The organism is Kangiella sp. M94, assembly GCF_054926195.1.
In genome coordinates, this window is sequence record NZ_CM142903.1 from 1,599,247 (window position 1) to 1,613,594 (window position 14,348).

Consider the following 14,348-nt stretch of genomic DNA (forward strand, 5'->3'; position numbering starts at 1 on the left):
TTTGGTAACAAGGAGATTTGAAATGAAAATTCAACCATTAACATTAGGAATAGCAACTGCAATCGGTTTCGCCATCGTCTGGATACTATGCTTCATCTTTGTTTGGGCATTGCCGGCACTATCTATGAATATATTCGCTGATATGATGCACAGTAGTGATATGAATATGCAATGGCACTTCGGAGTTTCTGGGTTTGTCATAGGACTGCTGGCTTGGTCAATTATTAGCGGATTTACCGCTTGGTTAATAGCCATTTTGTATAACAAACTGTCCTAGAACATTCGTAACCAATATAAGCAGATAGACTATTTCCGTATAACCTTAATCCATCTACTCTTCAGCAATATGCATTAAGGATATATGGGGCAAGATTTCGAAAAAAAACCTGCATAAAGCAGGTTTAGGTAAACTATTATCTTTTAATAAGTCTTTTGCTTTCACTCAATCTTTCCCATCTTACCATTTTCGAAATCTAAAATGGCCTGCTTAATTTCTGCAGGTTTGTTCATGACGAATGGACCATGACGGACGACAGGTTCTTTAATCGGCTCACCAGCGAGTAGCAAAAACTCGACATGACTTTCGGCTTCTGCGTCGAGTGAAAATTTAACCCCATCTCCATCGTGCAAGATCACCATTTCGCCATCATCAACTTTAAGACCATCAATCCTTAAACCGTTACCATAGAACACATAGAGCATGGCATTAAGGCCTGCTTTGAGCTCTTGAGTATAGGAGCTGCCAGGGTTGATGATCCAATGCTGAAAGGTTATCGGAGTATGGGTATCAATGACTGCTTGTTTGCCCATAGCTTCGCCAGCAATAATTTTAACCGATACACGACCATCTTCCGAAGTTGCGGTTGGGATCGACTCATCAGGAACTTCCTGATACCGAGGTGGGTCCATTTTATTTTTAGCGGGTAAGTTGATCCAGATTTGAAAGCCATGCACTCTGCCGCCTTTCTCCATGATCAAACTGGAAGGCATTTCTGAATGCACCACGCCACTGCCAGCGGTCATCCACTGCACATCACCTGGCGCAATTCGCCCACTATTGCCTGCTGAGTCCTTATGTTCAAAGACCCCATCAAGCATATAGGTTACCGTTTCAAAGCCACGATGCGGATGGTCAGGCGCCCCCACGGCTTCACCGGGCTTGTATTCCGCAGGCCCCATTTCATCAATTAAAAGAAAGGGGTCAACTATCCTGTCAGGAATTTGTCCTGGAAACGGACGTCGCACTTTAAAGCCGCCACCTTCCATGAGTTCCACGGCTCGCACTTTCATTAAAATGCCGCGTAAATTCATAAGGTCTCCAAATCAGAGTTACACAATCTATTATTTACACTTTCCGTGAATTTAATGTCACGAAAAGTATTACACTCGATGCTAAATCATTCACCTAATCCTGGTGGCTGTCTAACCGAGCTTTGAGTCGTAAAGCCAAATATATCGCAACCGAAAATGCCGCTGAGCACAGTATGGTCGCCATAATCACAATCTGGTAACGGACTGCTAATAAGGGCGACACACCAGATAAGATCTGCCCTGTCATCATGCCGGGCAAAGCTACCAAGCCTACCGCCAGCAAGCTGTTAATTTGCGGTATCATCGCAGTATTAAAGGCTTTATTTCGTGCTTGTTCTTGAGGTTGAGCAATTAATAACTCGCTATCTAATCGCTCACCTGCAAGACTCAAACTATTCATGGTATTAGCCAACAACATTCCTCCGAGTGGAATAACGTAGCGTGGTTGATACCATGGATCTAAATGTAGCACAGCAACAATAATCAGAGCGAGAACCGATCCACATCCGAGCATTAAGGCCGTTACTAACTGTATATAATGATGGCGATTTTTATCTTTTAAAGGGCGCAGAGCAATCCAGCTGGAGACCACTAACATAAAGCTTAAAACTGCCAGGCCTAGCAACCAGTTATCAGTAGTAAAAAGGTAAACCAACACGAAACCGATAGCGATTAACTGCACCACCATGCGGGTGGTTGAAATGATTAAATCAGATAAGGGTATCGACCAGCGGTAAAAAATAATACCCACTAACGCAACCGGAAGAATTACATATATAAGCTCTAAATAACCAATTTCAGGTAAGGTCAAGGTTGCTAATCCTCATTCTTGTTTTGGGATTCTTCAGCACCCTCTTCAGCTGTCCAATCAGCCATCCAGGGTTGACGCTGCTCGACTTTATTAGCTTCCTGATCAGCACGTAAAACCGTTTCCAATAATTCTGCTTTTTCTGCCGCTTCCAGAATGTACTGCTTATCATCACCCCAGATATCCGCCAGCTCTTCAAGGTGTTTATTGTCATAATGTAAAAAAGTTTTCGCTGCGCGATGTGCCTGATAATGACGATAGCCAAGTGCGCTAAGCGCCTCCTGCCCAAGCAGCAATGCTGAACCTAAAGTTTCTCGAATCACATAATCAGCACCGGCTTTCCGGATTTCATGCGCTTCGCGGCGACCTTTTGCGCGGGCCAGGACTTTTAATTGTGGGAAGTGTTCTTTGCATAACTTAGTCACTTTTAAGCACTTGTCTTGATTATCCACCGCTATAATCATCAGCTTTGCGGTTTCTGCGCCTGCAGCTCTTAAAATATCAACATTGGTCACATCGCCATAAAAAGCTTTAGTGCCAAAGCGTTTAACCAACTCTATCTGCATCACGTCGTATTCCAACAGAGTTGTATTAAAGCCTTGTGAACGAAGTAAACGCGAAACTACCTGACCGAAGCGACCATAACCAGCCACAATAACAGGAGTTTCACCATCATCAATTTCATCAAAATCACGACGCTCAATATCTTTTTTCAGGCGCGGCTGTAACACTCGCTCAGCAAAAATAATCAGTAGTGGTGTTAGCAGCATGCTCAAGGTAACTACAACAGTCAGTATTGATATAGTATCTTGATCGAGCACGCCATTCTGAGCCGCATAGGTCGATAGCACAAACGCAAACTCACCACCTTGTGCAAGAGAGAAGGTAAAGATCAGGTTTTCCAGCAGAGGCATTTTAAACTGCCTGGCCAGCATGCCGAGCACCACAATCTTAACCACTAACAGCAGTGCCAATAATCCAATAATGAGCCAGACCGACTCTATTAGCAGCACTAAATTAATACTGGCGCCAACGGTAATAAAAAACAGTCCGAGCAATAAGCTCTTAAAAGTATCTAAACCAACTTCTAACTCATGCCGATATTGGCTTTCTGCAAGAACTACCCCGGCCAGGAATGCACCTAATGCTGGCGACAGACCGACTTTCTGCATCACCAAGGTGATAGTGATCACCAATAGTAACGAGGTAGCAATAAAAATTTCTCGAAGCCCCGTCCTTGCAATCCAGTTGAAAATTGGAGAAATCAGGTAACGACCGACCAGAATAATACCGATAACCGAACCAAGAATTAAGAAGGTTTGTTGCAAGCCCAACTCTTCAACATGCCCAACAGAAGTTGTGGCATCAACTTGCAGCGTCGACAGTAACGGCATCACCGCAATCATGGGAATGACGATAACATCCTGGAACAACAGAACCGAAAAGGACGACTTTCCAGCATGAGTTCTAAGCAGTCCTTTTTCAGACAGGGTTTGTAAAACGATAGCCGTTGACGACAGGGCCAACATCATGCCAATCGCTAATGACATTTTCCAGTGCAAGCCAACGATAGAGATGGAGATAGCGGTAATCAATAAAGTTGTTATTAATACCTGTAACCCGCCTAAACCTAAAATGGGTACTCGTAATTTCCACAGTTTTTTAGGTTCTAGCTCAAGGCCAATCAAAAACAACATCATGACCACGCCAAACTCTGCAAAATGCATGACATCAGATACATCATCACCCACTAACCCTAAGGCGAATGGGCCAATGATAATGCCAGCCCCTAAATAGCCCAGCACCGAACCAAGCCCCATTCTCTTAGCCAGAGTCACACCAATGACCGCTGCTAATAGAAATATAAAAGTCTGGTATAAAGCGCCTTGCATTTCCATTAGTAAGTCTCCCCTTCAATCAGAGAATCATCATCCCTTAATGACCGCAATAACTGAGCATATCGATGAGCCTGATCAGCTAGCTCTGAATCGGTCAAAGCCAATGCATCATATAAGACAAACGGTTTTAGGTAGCGCATGCCACAGAATATAGCCGTTTGTTCGAAGGGTTTGAGTAACTCTTCAACCGGGTAATGATTAAATCCGGTCGAACCATAACTTGATTCGCTGCCACCAATGGTCACAGCACTGAGCAGGCATTTGCCGGAAAGCTGATAACCTCCATCACCATAGGCAAAGGAATAATCCAGCACCACATCCTGCCATTCTTTTAACAGAGACGGTGAGCTGTACCAATAAAAAGGGTGTTGGAAAATAATGACTTGATGCTCTTTGAGCAGGCGTTGCTCTTCTTCAACATCAATAAAGAAATCAGGGTACTTTTCATAGAGGTCATTAAATGTCACGCCTTCGAGATCTCGAATCGCAGAAACCATAGCGCGGTTAGCGATTGACTGCTCATAAGCGGGATGGGCAAATATGACTAAGACCCTGTTTTGCATAGTTTTTCCTTTCATGCGGCCAGTAAGGCTTACTATGCTTTGAGTCTACACAAGATCGCTAGAAATATAAATTATTGCAAAACAGACAGACAAAATAAAAGCGGCTAAAAGCCGCTTTCAACTGTGAATCGTTAGATCCCCTGATTCCCTACCTTGGGTTGGTATATCCGTATACTCGTTTCCATGTTCCTATATTCTTCCAGACTCGATTTGTAGATTGTGTAATCTCCCTGACTACGCGGGCTACTTTAGCAAAAATGATGGTTTGTACAACAAGTCAAAATTGAGTTTTCTTAAATCAGGCTTACATTCAAAGTTGATAATACACAAATAAATCAATAGCTTAGATGTTAAACATGCATTTTTAAGGTTGTTTTACCCAGGTCTTTTCAGCGATCTCGGAGGGGCTTGTGAGAGATCTCGCACAAAGATAGTGGCGAATCTCGTCATAACCGCCGATTTAGATTCGGCCAATAGGATATAAAACCGAGTCTTCGTAGCCAGTTATCACCTTGATAGGCCCTGAAAACTCTTCATTAAGCGTCGGATCATCACTGTCAATGATTAAAGGCTTACCGTTTAATTGCTGTAATTTGGTCTTAGTAGCAATCACCATCAGATTATCGCGCCCAAGCTTACGCAGCACCTTAGCGCTCAGTTGCTGGTTACCACGGCCAATAATGTGCCCTTGCCCGCCAATAATGGTAATAATGGCTTTAACCTTACCAGGGTTATTATCAACCAACTCCAATAAATGCTTTTCGTACACATCAGTCTGAATCAGCTGATGCTGAAAAACATGGTCAATACCTAACAACGTATTCGGTAGCCCTAATGTGTCCATAACTGCTGCACAGGTTGTTCCAGAGCCGATAAGGTAATGGAAGTCATCCTCCATATTCTCAACCAGATACTCAGCAATATCCTGAACCACCAGTGCTTCCACTTCTCTGCCACCGGACTTGGTTGACTGCACGTACCGATGTTCGGCAGGAACCTGCATTTCGCCATATTTTTTAGCCCGTACCCGACCTTTTCGAAAAGCATCTTCGTCAATATCCATCACTGACGTTTCCAGCAAACTGACCAGCTCATTATTCAGCATCTGCTCAATCACCAATCCGGCGGCCTTAGGAGTCACTGCATAAACGCCCGAATGAATCTTGACGCCGGCAGGTATTCCTAACACTGGTAAATCTTCGCCTACGGCTTCATAAATATTTCGGGCTGTGCCGTCACCGCCGGCAAACAACAGTAAGTTACTTTTTTTGAGGAGAATGTTTTTTGCTGCCTCAATAGTATCTTGTGCCGTGGATTGACCTTCGAATGAGTAGACACATTCATAGTTAAATCCAAACTCTTTAAGTAACGCTTCGCCCATATCCCCTGAAGCGGTATAAAAAAACAATTGTTCTTTGTAGGGTTGTAATATTTGCAAGGCAAGTCTTGCTCGATTAAGAGACTGACTGACAGCACCACGAGCAAAGGCTTCTTCGCGGATGGCCTGGCCATCGCTGCCTTTAAGGCCCACTTTTCCGCCAATGCCAGCAAATGGATTAACAATAAAACCTAAATGGAACATGCCGAAATATCAGGAAATTGAATGGGCTGACCTTGTCGATAATAGCGACAAAGCATTTGAATCATGCGCAATGCACGAGGGGGGAAACTATACTCAAAATAATACTGCAGGACTTGATAAACCTGCTCTCGAAAAGCTTCGGCGTCACCGGATGGATTGTTCAGATTATCCAGGCTGAGTCGGAACGGCAGGTTAGCTGACAATGCAAAAGCCCATTCCAGCGCCTGCGGCTTTTGCTCGACTTTGAAAAACTCTTGCTGCTGCTCAGGCGTTCGACCGTCAGCCGCATACCAGTAGCCATAATCATCTATCTGACGACGCTTTTCACCGGCGATACACCAGTGCGCACATTCATGCAAAGCACTGGCAAAATAGTCGTGCGAAGAAAAAATAATCGCTGGTCTATCACCTGCAGGAGCTTGATAGAAAGGCTCATCTGCACCAGCTTGCAGGCGGGTATTGCAGTCGGAAAACTCTTGATTGAAGAGTTCGACAACATCCTCAACTTTATGAAAGTCTTGGTTATAAATCATTTAAGTACAAACGTTTATGAAAAGTGCTCAAGTAGCTGCTGACGAGTCAGTAGAAAAACGCCATCACCACCCTTTTCAAACTCAAGCCAGCTGAAAGGCACATCCGGGAAAGTTTCTTCCAATGCTGGCCAGCTATTACCCACTTCGACAATAAGACAACCTTGCTCAGTCAGGTGCTCAGCGGCTTGCTCCAAAATGCGACGCGTGATATCCAGACCGTCTTCGCCAGAACCTAAACCAATTTCAGGTTCATGCTGATATTCTGCCGGCATATCAGACAAATCTTCTGAATCCACATAGGGCGGATTAGAAACAATTAAATCAAATTTTTCATCACTCAGCGCTTCAAATAAATCAGAAACTACCGTTTGCGCTTTAGGATACAAACCCAGACGCTCGTTATTGATATCAGCAACCGTGATGGCATCTTCGGAAATATCAGAAAGCACTACTTCAGCATCATCAATGTAGGCTGCGATGGCTAAACCAATACAGCCACTACCACAACATAAATCGAGAATGCGAGGATTGTCTGCTTCCAGCCAGGGATAGAAATCGTTTTCGATTAATTCAGCAATCGGTGAGCGAGGCACCAGCACACGCTCATCAATATAAAACTCAAGGCCAACAAAATACGCTTTATTGGTGATATAGGCTAAAGGCTTACGATGTTCAACCCGCTCAAAAATGGCATGAATGAGATGCTTTTTCTCATCAACTAACAGCTTAGCCGTTAACATGCCTTGCGGATAATCCTGCGGCAGATCAAGCATTTGTAGAACGATGGCGACCGCTTCATCCCAGGCATTATCAGTACCATGACCAAAATATAAGTCTGACTGATGAAACTGCGAAGCAGCAAAACGAATGAAGTCAGCAACCGTCTCTAAAGACTGCTCCGCTTCCTGATATATGGGACTTAAGGTCATGAGCTTCTCTCTTCCAACATCCTTTTCATTGAATTATATACCAGATCGGACAGTTCATGGCGATGTTCTGCATCATACTCACGACAATCAATCGCCTGTCCGACTTTAACCTTAACCGGTTGATGCAGACGCATCTTGAGCCACTTCTTTTCAGGCAACACTTTATAGATATCCTGCATGACCACTGGAATAATCAGCGCGTTGGTATCAATCGCCAAACGAATACCGCCTTTTTTCAGGGGTATAACCTCACCATTTTTTGAACGAGTACCCTCGGGGAACATCCAGATTCGAATACCGCTTTCCATTTTTTCACGAGCAATTTTCAGATCTTTAATCGCTTGCTGACGATTTTGACGGTTAATGGAAAGGATTTCAGCGGCCTTCATCGCACTTGAGAGTAGTGGAATACTGAACATTTCTTTTTTAGAAATCATGCGAATACTGCCCGGCAAAGCAGTAAAAGCGAGGGGAATATCATAGGCGCTGGAATGATTGCACATGATGATGACACGACGCCCTTCTTCAACTTGTGCTTCTAAATCGCCTTCTACTTCCCACTCCAAACGCCCAGCGCAAATCAGTCGACTCGACCAGTCAAACAGGATTTTATCTACCTTGCTGCGCATATTCTTTTTCGAAAAGAAGGCAAAATACAAAGTCTTCAGACAATATTTACCGGTTACTAGAATCGAATAGGAAATTACCCATAGCGCTCTTAGTAAGCCAGCCTTTTTCGGTTGCGGGCGCGGCTTGTCGGTCTTTGTTTGTGCTGTTTGAGTTGAAGAATTCAAAGTTATAGAAGGTCAATCATCAATGAAGTGGCAATGCTAGCCATTTTTTGCCCTAACTTCCAGTATTAACTTGTATCAGGGGTCATTTCAGAATGTACGGACAACTCATGAGTTGTTCCTACGATCCTGCCCACTAGTTATGTTCCGTCTCTGTGTAGGGGCGCACCTGTGTGTGCGCCCGAATTCTTCATACATCACAAATAATTAAGGGCAGACACACAGGTCTGCCCCTACCAAACTAATGAACTGCGTTCGCCCTATCCAGATCAACTAGGCTCGTAAAAGTTAATAAGACTGGGCTTTCCCTCAATAAATTCGAGTTCAGCAACGGCTGAAGTCGGGAAATAGCGCCCCTGCCCTGGCAACCAGCTGGCCAGCAAATTAGCGACTAGTGGCATATGGCTCACCAGCAGAATTGTCGACTGTGGTAGCGCTTCGATATAGGAAGCCGTCATCTCAGGATCTGACTCTGAGCGCAACAGAGGCTCCTGCTCAGTTAAAAACGGCCTGACTTTAGCCGCCATTAACTGCTGTTCTACGATATCGGCCGTTTGTTGGGCACGAAGGTAAGGACTGGCCAACATCACCTCAAGTTCCAGCTCCTGCTCTTTCAATATTGCAGCAAGACGTTGCCCCATCTGTGCTACGTCCTGCTTGCCAAGCTCAGACAATTGACGCTCCCCATCAATATAGGGAGCATCACCGTGTCGCATAATCCATACTTTCATAATCGATTACATTAAACCCTGAATTGGTTCTAAAAAAGTCCGTCTCATTATTTGCCGAAGTGTTGTTGATTAAACTCTTTTAGCTCATCAATCGCTTTGCCATACAGGCGCGGACCAAACTGTGTCACTAAGTGCCCAGCAGCAAAGCTGGCCAGCTTTCCGCACTCGGCAAAACTATAGCCTTGAGTTAAGCCGTAGAGAAATGCTCCAGCAAACATATCACCCGCACCATTGGTGTCTACTGCTTTCACCGGATGAGCTTCAATATTGTGAATCTGCTCACCATCAAAGAAGATAGCCCCTTTTTTACCCAGCGTGATCGCTACCTGTTTGGCTGACTGCTTTAAAATTTCCATGGCCTGATCGACATCGGACGCGCCAGTAAATTCAAGAGCTTCATCATCATTACAGAATAACAAATCAACGCCACCTTCGAGAATCTGCTCAATCTGAGGCTTAAAAAAGCGCACCATATTGGGATCAGATAATGTGGTCGCAACCTTGACGCCGTTTTCTTGTGCGTGCTTTTTAGCACTTAAAGCGGCTTGATGCGCCTCAGGCGAGCTCACCAGATAACCTTCAAGATACAGATATTTACTATCAGCCAGGGCATCAAAGTGGACATCCTGCTCTTTAAGCTCGCTGCTGATACCAAGGAAGGTATTCATGGTGCGATCAGCGTCAGGAGTGACCATAACCAGACACTTTCCGGTCGTACCGTGATTGTCTTCAAGCTGATGCAGGCCATTATCGACACCGGCAGAGTTTAGATCTGAAGCATAAAACACACCCGCCTCATCACGGCCTACTTTACAGGAGTGAAAGGCTTTGCCACCCAACTGAGCAAGCGCGATAACACTGTTAGCAGCTGAACCGCCAGAGGCGCGTTGGTGGATATTACCGTGCAAATGGCTAAGCAGGTAATCATGACGCTCTTCATCAACCAGCGTCATAACCCCTTTTTCGACGCCAAGGCGTTCCAGTTCCTGTTCGTTGACCTCAATTTCGATATCAACCAATGCATTGCCCAAGGCATATAAATCATATTGCTTCATAAAATTCTAATAGCTTATAAAAGTTTAATTTTGCGATGCAGGGATTATGCTATAATTTGGCTCATTATTGAATGGCTTTTAAAGAACCAATCGTTATGCCTGCATTATTTGTTGACCAACTCACTGTAATTGATTTTGCCTTCTTTGATCCGGCCCGCGGCATCGTAGGTGAAAGTTGGATTGTAGACTTGGTGCTCGAAGGAGAGCTCGATGACCAAGGTATGGTGTTTGATTTTGGTGACGTGAAGAAACGCATCAAACAAGCGATTGACGCAACCCTCGATCATAAGTTTGCGGTTCCCAGCCAGTACTCCGAAATGTCCGTGTCAGAAGATGGCGATACACTCACTCTTGAGATGCGAGACACACAAGGTCACTTTTACCGTCATCAATCACCCAAAGAGGCAGTTGCTCTAATTCCTGCAGTCAGCGTCACCCGTGAAAGCACTCTTTCTATATTGCATGATGCATGCTCGAAAGTGGTGCCGGATAATGTGAAGAAAATTTATCTTAATCTGCGCACAGAAAACATTCGTGGAGACTACTACCATTATGCCCATGGTCTGAAAAAGCATCTGGGCGACTGCCAGCGCATCGCTCATGGCCACCGCTCACAAATACATATTTTTGAAAATGGCGAACGTAGCCAAGACCTCGAAACTTACTGGTGTGAGTTGTGGCGTGATATCTATATTGGTACCGCTGAGGATTTACAGAAAGATTTCGAAGACAATGGCATGCAGTATTTTGAATTCTCTTATCAAAGCGAGCAAGGTGAATTCTCTTTAGTGCTACCCGCTGAGCGCTGTCATATTATGGAACAGGACTCTACGGTTGAACTTATCGCGCAGCACATAGCTGATCAACTGAAAGAAAAGAATCCTCAATCAAGCATTAAAGTTAAGGCTTATGAAGGCGTTAACAAAGGCGCCATTGCCTTTGCTTAATCCGCATTAAGAAATACACCTACTGAGTCGGTTCGCCCGACTCAGCCTCATCCTCTGAGCTATTCTCTAATTCTCCATCTGCATCAAGCTCACCGTCAACTTCCGGCTCTGGCTGTTTAAGCTCTGGCTTAGGAATATCAACACCTTTCTCCGGGTGGGCAACCTTACCATCATAAACGCTGTCACAGTAACCACCGGTTAACAGACCAACACCCGTTTTCAAAAGCCCAACCACAGAACCCGTCACCGCATCAAAAGCCGTACGGAAGGTTTCAATTTCCGGAGAGCTCAAGCTACCATTAAGGGTTTGGCTATATTCCTTACAGCCTTCTTCATTGAGAATCATAAACTCGAAATCGTTGAACGCCATAATCGATAAATCGATATTACCGTCAAAAGCAAAACGGTAATACTGAGTGGAAGCGGCAACGTCACGCGTTTTTAAAACGCCTTTGTCGATGGTCATATCAACGTGAATTTGGCCAAACATGGTATTGCCCTGGTCAGCACCAAGATTGCTTAAAACACCTTGCATACTGACGCCCTGTGATAGCAATAAGCCCGCAGGCCCCGCCAAAACGAAGCCACCGATATCCAACAAGCCAAACTCCTGGCTTTCAAGGAAGCGTTCTAACACTTTATTCACGTTCAGATTGACCAATTGCACCGGCTCTTTGTTCGTAAGCAGAATTTGTCCATTTAAGCTGGAGTAAATGTCCTCCTCTTTTAAACCGGTAAAGGTCAAGTCTGCTAAGCCATCCAGCTTGCCGCGAAGGCTAATACCCTTTTCATTTTCGGGACGAACCAACTTCTCTAAATCAAGATTTTGAAAATCAAATTCAAAATGCGATGCATAGCCCGGCTGAGCCAGGTCAATCAGCCAGTCTGCGCTGAGATCAGCCTCGTTCACTTTAACGGTTAAAGGCTTAACGGTGATTGTGCGAGCCGATTGAACGGCCTTAATATCAAGGTTGGAATAAGTATCTTCATCTTGCTGAATCTGAGCAGCTTTCAACTCAATGCTTTTAAATGAATTTTCAAGTTGCGAGTCGAACCACTCGCTGATTAAAAGGTTATTTTTAACTAGCAATAGACTTGACGCAGACATGTCCACATCCGTAATTTTATAAGTTTCCTTAACCCGAACTTCATTACCATCCGCATCCAGTCCATCCGTCATGTTAACAATAACGCCATTTAAGTTACGCAGGTTAAGACTGTTAATGACAACAGATTGAATCGGCAGGCGCTCGGCCGAAGCCTCTCCTTCTGAAGCAGCCTTTTGCTTTGATGGTGAATCTAAATTAAGCGTTAACCTTCCCGACTGATTGCTAAGAGTTTCAAGCACCAGACGACTATCGGCAATGGACCCAACAGCTGATAAAGAACGAACCGCCAGCTGTTTCGACTCTAATTTTTCAGCGCTAATTTTAAATGCCGTATCAAGCTGGTTCAAAGTATCAAGACTAAAAAGCACCTTGTCTGCCATTAACGGAAAAGCATCAACCTCTAGCGAAGCATTCTCTAATTTAAACTCACCATCAGACAATTTAGCTACAGCATTTAATTGCTTAACTTGAGCGTCCTTAATGGTTATTTGATTGAACGGTATGGCATCACTATTGGCCGAAGACTTGCCAGCAGTTTTCTCAGCTTTGCTTAAATCAAACTCAAGGTCGACACCCTTTAGATTCAGGGGAGATATCAATAGATTACCGGACTCACTTTCAATATCGGTAGAGATTTTTGTTATTGCCACTTGAGGAAAACTGACGTCAGAAGCTTGCAACTTGGCATTAGTCTTTTGCGTCCATAGCTCGGGGCTAGCAATGACTAACTTATGATCAAGTATCACCGGTAACTGCTGCACTTCACCATTAATTGACTGCGCTTTGTAACTATCAGCCAACCCCAGATTTAAACTTCCGTCTGTAACAGTGAGTTGATGCAAAAGAATCCGCGCAAAAGGTAAATGGAAATCCGTTTTGTCTTCGGGCGAGAGAATTTCCTCAGCCGAAGTATCTGCTGACTGACTGGCAGCACTGTCAGGTGCTTGAGTCGCGGTCTGATAATTAATTGCCGGGCTGGCCAGCGTAAGTTGTTTAACCTCAAAAGAGCTGTCGGCTAAGTCGCCTTCCATTTGCAGTGTTTTATAGCTGAGAACCTCGGAATCCAGCTCCTGCGAAGACAGAGTATATTGACTGTTTTGCTGCTGATAAAAATCATTCCAGTCACTCCACAGAGGCTTTTTATCTTTAACCAGCACCAACTGAGAGAAGGTCGCCTGGATATCATTGACCGAGAGCTGGTGTTGCCCTTCCAACTCAAAATGAGTGGTTCCAATATCAATGGCCTCAACCAATAAACTATTGAACGGTAACGTTAGGGGCTCTGTCTCCTGACCACTGCTATTAACATTACTGGCCGAATTACTCTCAGCAATGCTAATAGTAATATCCGCCGACGTTGATGAAAGCTTTTCGATAATCACATCCTGATCTAAAACTTTGGCTTGTAGCTTAACCTTATGCAGGGTGCTTTTATCCGTATGTAATTGATCAATATCGGCAGTGATCTGAGTATTGCTTTCAACAAAGAACTCACTGAGCTGACTAAATAGAAAAATACCGCGCTCGGCAACCGGTAAATCTGTAATGACTAAGTTAATCCCGGTAGCTTCTAACCTCACCTCATCATCGAAAACAAAGTCTGAATCTTTAATACGAATTTCAGCAACATTTAAGCGCTCAAAGAAGAAGCTTTTGTCACTCTCTGCACTGTCTTCGTCTTCAGTCGCTGGCAGCTCATAATCGAAGGGGTATCGGATAACGGCTTTATCAAGCTCAATACTATCAATCAGCAAACTACTGAATAGACCGGAGTAAGAAATTTCTGCGGTGAGTTGATCAAAAGTAATGGCAGGATTATCTTCCGGCCCCACTCTTGTTGCAGAGATACTGACGGTTCCAGAAAATATCGACACATCAAGCTCGCCTACTTGTGAGCTCATGCCTAATTGCTGTTGAATCTGCTTTTCTAAAAAGGCTTCCGAGTTAATCAGATAGACCAGAATCGAAACAGAAAGAATCAGCAGGATAAATAACCCTGCCAATACCCAAAGGAGCCTCTTGCTCCACTTCCATAACTTAGTCATACGCTTCCTGTTTCGATCAAAAAGATGATGTTTAAATTAAAACAGC

Annotated in this window: 13 protein-coding genes; 2 read left to right on the forward strand and 11 right to left on the reverse strand. The window is 44.3% G+C overall.

Annotation, left to right across the window (positions count from 1 at the left end):
- Positions 1–22: 22 nt before the first annotated feature.
- On the forward strand, positions 23–277 hold the full coding sequence (locus ACYTXU_RS07330) for a DUF5676 family membrane protein (protein WP_462205975.1): 255 nt from the start codon (positions 23–25) through the stop codon (positions 275–277).
- Between the two features lie 161 nt (positions 278–438).
- On the opposite strand, the gene ACYTXU_RS07335 is transcribed toward ACYTXU_RS07330, so the two are convergent.
- The 10 genes from ACYTXU_RS07335 to ACYTXU_RS07380 form a co-directional block, all read right to left on the reverse strand.
- Complete coding sequence (locus ACYTXU_RS07335) at positions 439–1,311, reverse strand: pirin family protein (RefSeq protein ID WP_462205976.1); 873 nt, start codon at positions 1,309–1,311, stop codon at positions 439–441.
- A 94-nt stretch (positions 1,312–1,405) separates the two neighbouring features.
- Positions 1,406–2,122, reverse strand: coding sequence for an ABC transporter permease (locus ACYTXU_RS07340; protein ID WP_462205977.1), 717 nt, complete (start codon positions 2,120–2,122; stop codon positions 1,406–1,408).
- A 5-nt stretch (positions 2,123–2,127) separates the two neighbouring features.
- Complete coding sequence (locus ACYTXU_RS07345; RefSeq protein ID WP_462205978.1) at positions 2,128–4,017, reverse strand: monovalent cation:proton antiporter-2 (CPA2) family protein; 1,890 nt, start codon at positions 4,015–4,017, stop codon at positions 2,128–2,130.
- Entirely contained in the window at positions 4,017–4,580 is a 564-nt protein-coding gene (locus tag ACYTXU_RS07350) for an NAD(P)H-dependent oxidoreductase (protein WP_462205979.1), read from the reverse strand. The genes ACYTXU_RS07345 and ACYTXU_RS07350 overlap by 1 nt, the downstream gene beginning before the upstream one ends.
- A 460-nt stretch (positions 4,581–5,040) precedes the next feature.
- The gene (locus ACYTXU_RS07355) at positions 5,041–6,162 is read right to left on the reverse strand and encodes an ATP-NAD kinase family protein (protein ID WP_462205980.1); all 1,122 of its coding nucleotides are present in this window, start codon (positions 6,160–6,162) and stop codon (positions 5,041–5,043) included.
- Positions 6,150–6,695 carry an elongation factor P hydroxylase gene (locus tag ACYTXU_RS07360; RefSeq protein ID WP_462205981.1) on the reverse strand — a complete coding sequence of 182 codons (546 nt, stop codon included), beginning with the start codon at positions 6,693–6,695 and terminating at the stop codon, positions 6,150–6,152. The genes ACYTXU_RS07355 and ACYTXU_RS07360 overlap by 13 nt, the downstream gene beginning before the upstream one ends.
- A gap of 14 nt (positions 6,696–6,709) precedes the next feature.
- Positions 6,710–7,624 carry a 50S ribosomal protein L3 N(5)-glutamine methyltransferase gene (gene prmB / locus ACYTXU_RS07365; protein WP_462205982.1) on the reverse strand — a complete coding sequence of 305 codons (915 nt, stop codon included), beginning with the start codon at positions 7,622–7,624 and terminating at the stop codon, positions 6,710–6,712.
- Positions 7,621–8,418, reverse strand: coding sequence for a lysophospholipid acyltransferase family protein (locus ACYTXU_RS07370; RefSeq protein ID WP_462205983.1), 798 nt, complete (start codon positions 8,416–8,418; stop codon positions 7,621–7,623). Before ACYTXU_RS07370 ends, prmB begins: the two co-directional genes overlap by 4 nt.
- Positions 8,419–8,684: 266 nt before the next feature.
- Positions 8,685–9,146 carry a phosphohistidine phosphatase SixA gene (sixA, locus tag ACYTXU_RS07375; protein WP_462205984.1) on the reverse strand — a complete coding sequence of 154 codons (462 nt, stop codon included), beginning with the start codon at positions 9,144–9,146 and terminating at the stop codon, positions 8,685–8,687.
- A 47-nt stretch (positions 9,147–9,193) separates the two neighbouring features.
- Positions 9,194–10,201, reverse strand: coding sequence for an adenosine kinase (locus ACYTXU_RS07380; RefSeq protein WP_462205985.1), 1,008 nt, complete (start codon positions 10,199–10,201; stop codon positions 9,194–9,196).
- Positions 10,202–10,296: 95 nt separating this feature from the next.
- Here ACYTXU_RS07380 and ACYTXU_RS07385 point away from each other — a divergent pair, with 95 nt between their 5' ends.
- Entirely contained in the window at positions 10,297–11,148 is an 852-nt protein-coding gene (locus tag ACYTXU_RS07385; protein WP_462209381.1) for a 6-pyruvoyl trahydropterin synthase family protein, read from the forward strand.
- Between the two features lie 19 nt (positions 11,149–11,167).
- On the opposite strand, the gene ACYTXU_RS07390 is transcribed toward ACYTXU_RS07385, so the two are convergent.
- The gene (locus ACYTXU_RS07390; RefSeq protein WP_462205986.1) at positions 11,168–14,302 is read right to left on the reverse strand and encodes an AsmA family protein; all 3,135 of its coding nucleotides are present in this window, start codon (positions 14,300–14,302) and stop codon (positions 11,168–11,170) included.
- Positions 14,303–14,348: the final 46 nt, after the last annotated feature.

Coding starts and splice junctions, on each gene's coding strand:
- ACYTXU_RS07330 (WP_462205975.1), top strand. CDS start 23: ATGAAAATTCAACCATTAACATTAGGAATAGCAACTGCAATCGGTTTC.
- ACYTXU_RS07335 (WP_462205976.1), bottom strand. CDS start 1,311: ATGAATTTACGCGGCATTTTAATGAAAGTGCGAGCCGTGGAACTCATG.
- ACYTXU_RS07345 (WP_462205978.1), bottom strand. CDS start 4,017: ATGGAAATGCAAGGCGCTTTATACCAGACTTTTATATTTCTATTAGCA.
- ACYTXU_RS07350 (WP_462205979.1), bottom strand. CDS start 4,580: ATGCAAAACAGGGTCTTAGTCATATTTGCCCATCCCGCTTATGAGCAG.
- ACYTXU_RS07355 (WP_462205980.1), bottom strand. CDS start 6,162: ATGTTCCATTTAGGTTTTATTGTTAATCCATTTGCTGGCATTGGCGGA.
- ACYTXU_RS07360 (WP_462205981.1), bottom strand. CDS start 6,695: ATGATTTATAACCAAGACTTTCATAAAGTTGAGGATGTTGTCGAACTC.
- prmB (WP_462205982.1), bottom strand. CDS start 7,624: ATGACCTTAAGTCCCATATATCAGGAAGCGGAGCAGTCTTTAGAGACG.
- sixA (WP_462205984.1), bottom strand. CDS start 9,146: ATGAAAGTATGGATTATGCGACACGGTGATGCTCCCTATATTGATGGG.
- ACYTXU_RS07380 (WP_462205985.1), bottom strand. CDS start 10,201: ATGAAGCAATATGATTTATATGCCTTGGGCAATGCATTGGTTGATATC.
- ACYTXU_RS07385 (WP_462209381.1), top strand. CDS start 10,297: ATGCCTGCATTATTTGTTGACCAACTCACTGTAATTGATTTTGCCTTC.
- ACYTXU_RS07390 (WP_462205986.1), bottom strand. CDS start 14,302: ATGACTAAGTTATGGAAGTGGAGCAAGAGGCTCCTTTGGGTATTGGCA.